Annotated in this window: 1 protein-coding gene; it reads left to right on the top strand. The window is 66.9% G+C overall.

Annotated elements, in window-relative coordinates; all coding sequences use genetic code 11:
* Nucleotides 1-3742, top strand: a 3742-nt coding sequence (locus ON34_RS03270; RefSeq protein ID WP_157172153.1) for a non-ribosomal peptide synthetase, incomplete at both ends; no start/stop codon positions are given.

A 3742-nucleotide genomic window follows, 5' to 3' on the forward strand; every position in this document is an offset into this window, starting at 1 on the left:
CGAGCAGCTGGCCGCCTACGTGGTCCCGACACCCGGACACGACCTCGACCCACACGAACTATTACACGCGATCTCGGTAACGCTGCCCGCATACATGGTCCCGTGCGCAATTGTCGCGCTGCCCGCGCTGCCCTTGAACACCAGCGGCAAACTCGACCGCAAACAACTACCGGAACCGGTGTTCGAGACGACGGAATGCCGCCTGGCCCGAACACCCGCCGAGCAGGCGGTCGCCCAAGTCTTCGCCGACCTCCTCGGCCTGGACCGGGTAGGCGCCGAGGACGACTTCTTCGCCCTCGGTGGCAACTCACTCCTCGCGACGCGGGTGATTGCCAGGCTGAACGAGGCGATGCAGTCGCACGTCACCGTGCGTGACCTGTTCGAGGCCTCCCAGGTTTCAGCGTTGGCCGCCAGGGTGGTTCGCCGCGGCGGGCGTACCCGCAGACCGCTGGTCCGGTCGGCGCGTCCGGACCGCGTACCGCTCTCGCTGGCGCAACAGCGGATGTGGTTGATCAATCGCATGGAGCCGGACTCGCCCGCCTACAACATGCCCTTCGCCCTCCGGCTCACCGGCACCCTGGACGTGCCCGCGCTGCGCTTGGCGGTCGCCGACGTGCTGGAACGCCACGAGGCGCTGCGCACACGTTTCCCGGCCGACCCCGACGGGCTGCCGTATCAGGAGATCCTGCCGACCGACGCGGTGCTGCCAGACGGGCTCGCGATCGACGATGACACCACCGATGTCACCGCCATGGTGGTCGGGCTGATGTCCGGGGGCTTCGACGTGACCACGTCCGTACCTGTCCGGCTGCGGCTGTTCAGCTCCGGCGACGATCACCTGTTGGTCCTTGTGGTGCACCATATTTCCGCCGACGGGGCCTCGCTCGCGCCACTGGCCCGCGACCTGGTCACCGCCTACCTGGCCCGCACCGGCGGCGGCGCGCCGGACTGGTCGCCGCTGCCGGTGCAGTACGCCGACTTCGCCCTCTGGCAGCACGCCACCATCGGCACTGCGTCCGACGAGAATTCCCTTGCCGCGCAGCAGCTGTCGTATTGGCGGGACCAGCTGGCCGGGTTGGCCGGACCACCGGAGCTGCCGATGGATCGCCCGCGCCGGTCGAGGCCAACGATGCGCGGCGCGTCCACGGCCGTCACGATCCCGGCGCACGTGCACGAACGACTAGACCGGATCGCGCGTGACCACAACGCGACATTGTTCATGGTCCTCCACGCCGCTCTCGCCGCCCTGCTCGGGCGGCTCTCCGGCGGTACGGACATCGTGATCGGCACCCCCATCGCCGGTCGCGGCGAACGAGCACTCGACGACCTGGTCGGAATGTTCGTCAACACACTCGCCCTGCGCGTCGAGGTCGACCCCGCGACCACCTTCCACGACCTCGTCGACCGAACCCGCGAAACCGCCCTATCGGCCTTCGCCAACGCCGACATCCCCTTCGAACGAGTCGTCGAGGAGATCGACCCGGCGCGCACTGGAGCGCACAACCCGCTGTTCAACGTGATGCTCTCGTTCCAGAACATCGAGCAGCCCGCGCTCGAGCTGCCCGGCCTGACGGTGACCACCGTCGACAACGGCGCGATCACCGCGAAGTTCGATCTCCAGGTGATCGTCGAACCCCAGGTCCGCCGCGACGGTGGACATGGGGATTTGGCCGTGACATTCAGTTACGCCACAGACCTTTTCGATGAATCCACCGTTCAGGCATTCGGCCGCCGCTTCGAACGCATCGTGGCCGCGGCGGCGGGAAAGCCCTCGGTCCTGGTGTGGGACATCGACATTCTCGACGACGGCGAGGGTGCGGATGTCCTTGCCGGTGGTCAGGCTGCTCCGCAATCGAGGCAGAGCGCTCCGGAGCAGTCGAGGATTCCAGCCACGTCCGGACCTGACGCGACGCTGCCCCAGTTGATCGGCGAGCAGACTCTACGCAGACCGGACGCGGTGGCCATCCGATGCGGTGATGTGACGGTGAGTTTCGATGGTTTGCATCGGCGTGCGAACCAGGTGGCGCGTGCGTTGATCGCGGTGGGGGCCGGGCCGGAATCCCTTGTCGCGGTGGCGGTGTCGCGGAGCGAGGAGTTGCCGGTCGCCCTGTGGGGTGTGCTGATTGCCGGTGCGGCATACCTGCCGATCGATCTCACCTATCCGAGCCAGCGCGTAGCGGGAGTGCTGGCGGATGCGGCGCCGGTGTGCGTGCTGGCCGCGTCGGCGGAACTCTCGGCCTTGCCGGATGCGGGCGTGCCGGTGGTGTTGCTGGAGCAGACGGCGGAGTTTTCCGGCGATCCGGTGACCGACGCTGAGCGGGTGGCGTCGTTGCGGCCGGACAACTTGGCGTATGTCATCTATACGTCGGGTTCGACGGGTGTGCCGAAGGGTGTGGGGGTGACGCATCGGAATGTGGTGGAGTTGTTCGCCAGTTCGCGACCGTTGTTCGGGTTCGATGAGCGTGATGTGTGGACGGTGTTTCATTCGTTCGCGTTCGATTTCTCGGTGTGGGAGTTGTGGTGTGCGCTGGCGACCGGCGGAAGTGTGGTGATCGTGGACTACGAGACCTCGCGTTCACCGGAGTTGTTGCGGGAGTTGCTGGTTCGGGAGAAGGTGACGGTGCTGAACCAGACCCCGTCGGCGTTCGGCCAGTTGGTGGAGGCCGACCGAGAGGCGTCGGACGCGACCGGAGAATTCGCGCTGCGGTATGTGATCTTCGGTGGTGAGGCGCTGGATTTGCGGCTGCTGTCGCGGTGGTATGAGCGTCACCGGGTTGATGGGCCGCGGTTGGTGAATATGTACGGCATCACTGAGACCACGGTGCATGTGTCGTTCCTGGCGCTCGATGAACACGTGGTGGATAGTCCTGCGAGCCTCATCGGCCGGGCACTGCCTGGGCTGGGCACTCATGTGCTGGATATCCGCTTGCGTCCGGTGCCTTTCGGCACTCCTGGTGAGATCTATGTCGCAGGCGGTCAGCTGTCCCGCGGCTACGTGGGGCGGGCGGGGTTGACCGCGACGCGGTTTGTGGCCAATCCGTTCGGGCCGCCTGGGTCGCGGATGTATCGGTCGGGGGACATCGCGCGCTGGACGCGGTCGGGGGGTGAGCCGGGCCTGGCGTACGGCGGGCGGGGTGATCAGCAGGTGCAGTTGCGTGGTTTCCGGATCGAGCTCGGGGAGATCGAAGCGGCACTGCTGCGCTGTCCGGGCGTGAGCCAAGCCGTCGCGCTGGTCCGCACCGATGTCACACTCGGCGATCAACTCATCGGATATGTCCTGCCCAAACCAGGCGCGCGGCTGGACCCGACCGAACTCCGTACCCAGGTCGGCGAGTTCCTGACCGGATACATGGTGCCCGCGGCGATCGTGGTGATCGACGCCATGCCGTTGACGGTGAACGGCAAGCTCGACCGTCGTGCACTGCCCGCCCCGGAATTCCAGGCGCAAGAATTCCGTGCCCCGGTCACTCCGGTCGAGGAGATCGTGGCGGCGGTGTTCGCGGAGGTGTTGGGTGTCGATCGGTTCGGGATGGACGACAACTTCTTCGAGCGCGGCGGGAACTCGTTGATCGCGGCGAAGTTGACTGTCCGGTTGTCGGGTGTGCTGGGTGCGAAGGTGCCGGTGATGCGGGTGTTCACCGCGCCGACGCCGGGGGAGTTGGTGGTGGATCTGGCCCGCCGGGCAAGCGGCCATGTGCAAACCGAGGCGGCGTTCGAGATGTTGTTGCCGCTGCGGCCCGGC

The sequence above is a fragment of the Nocardia pneumoniae NBRC 100136 genome (assembly GCF_000308755.1).
GTDB classification, from domain to species: Bacteria; Actinomycetota; Actinomycetes; order Mycobacteriales; family Mycobacteriaceae; genus Nocardia; species Nocardia pneumoniae.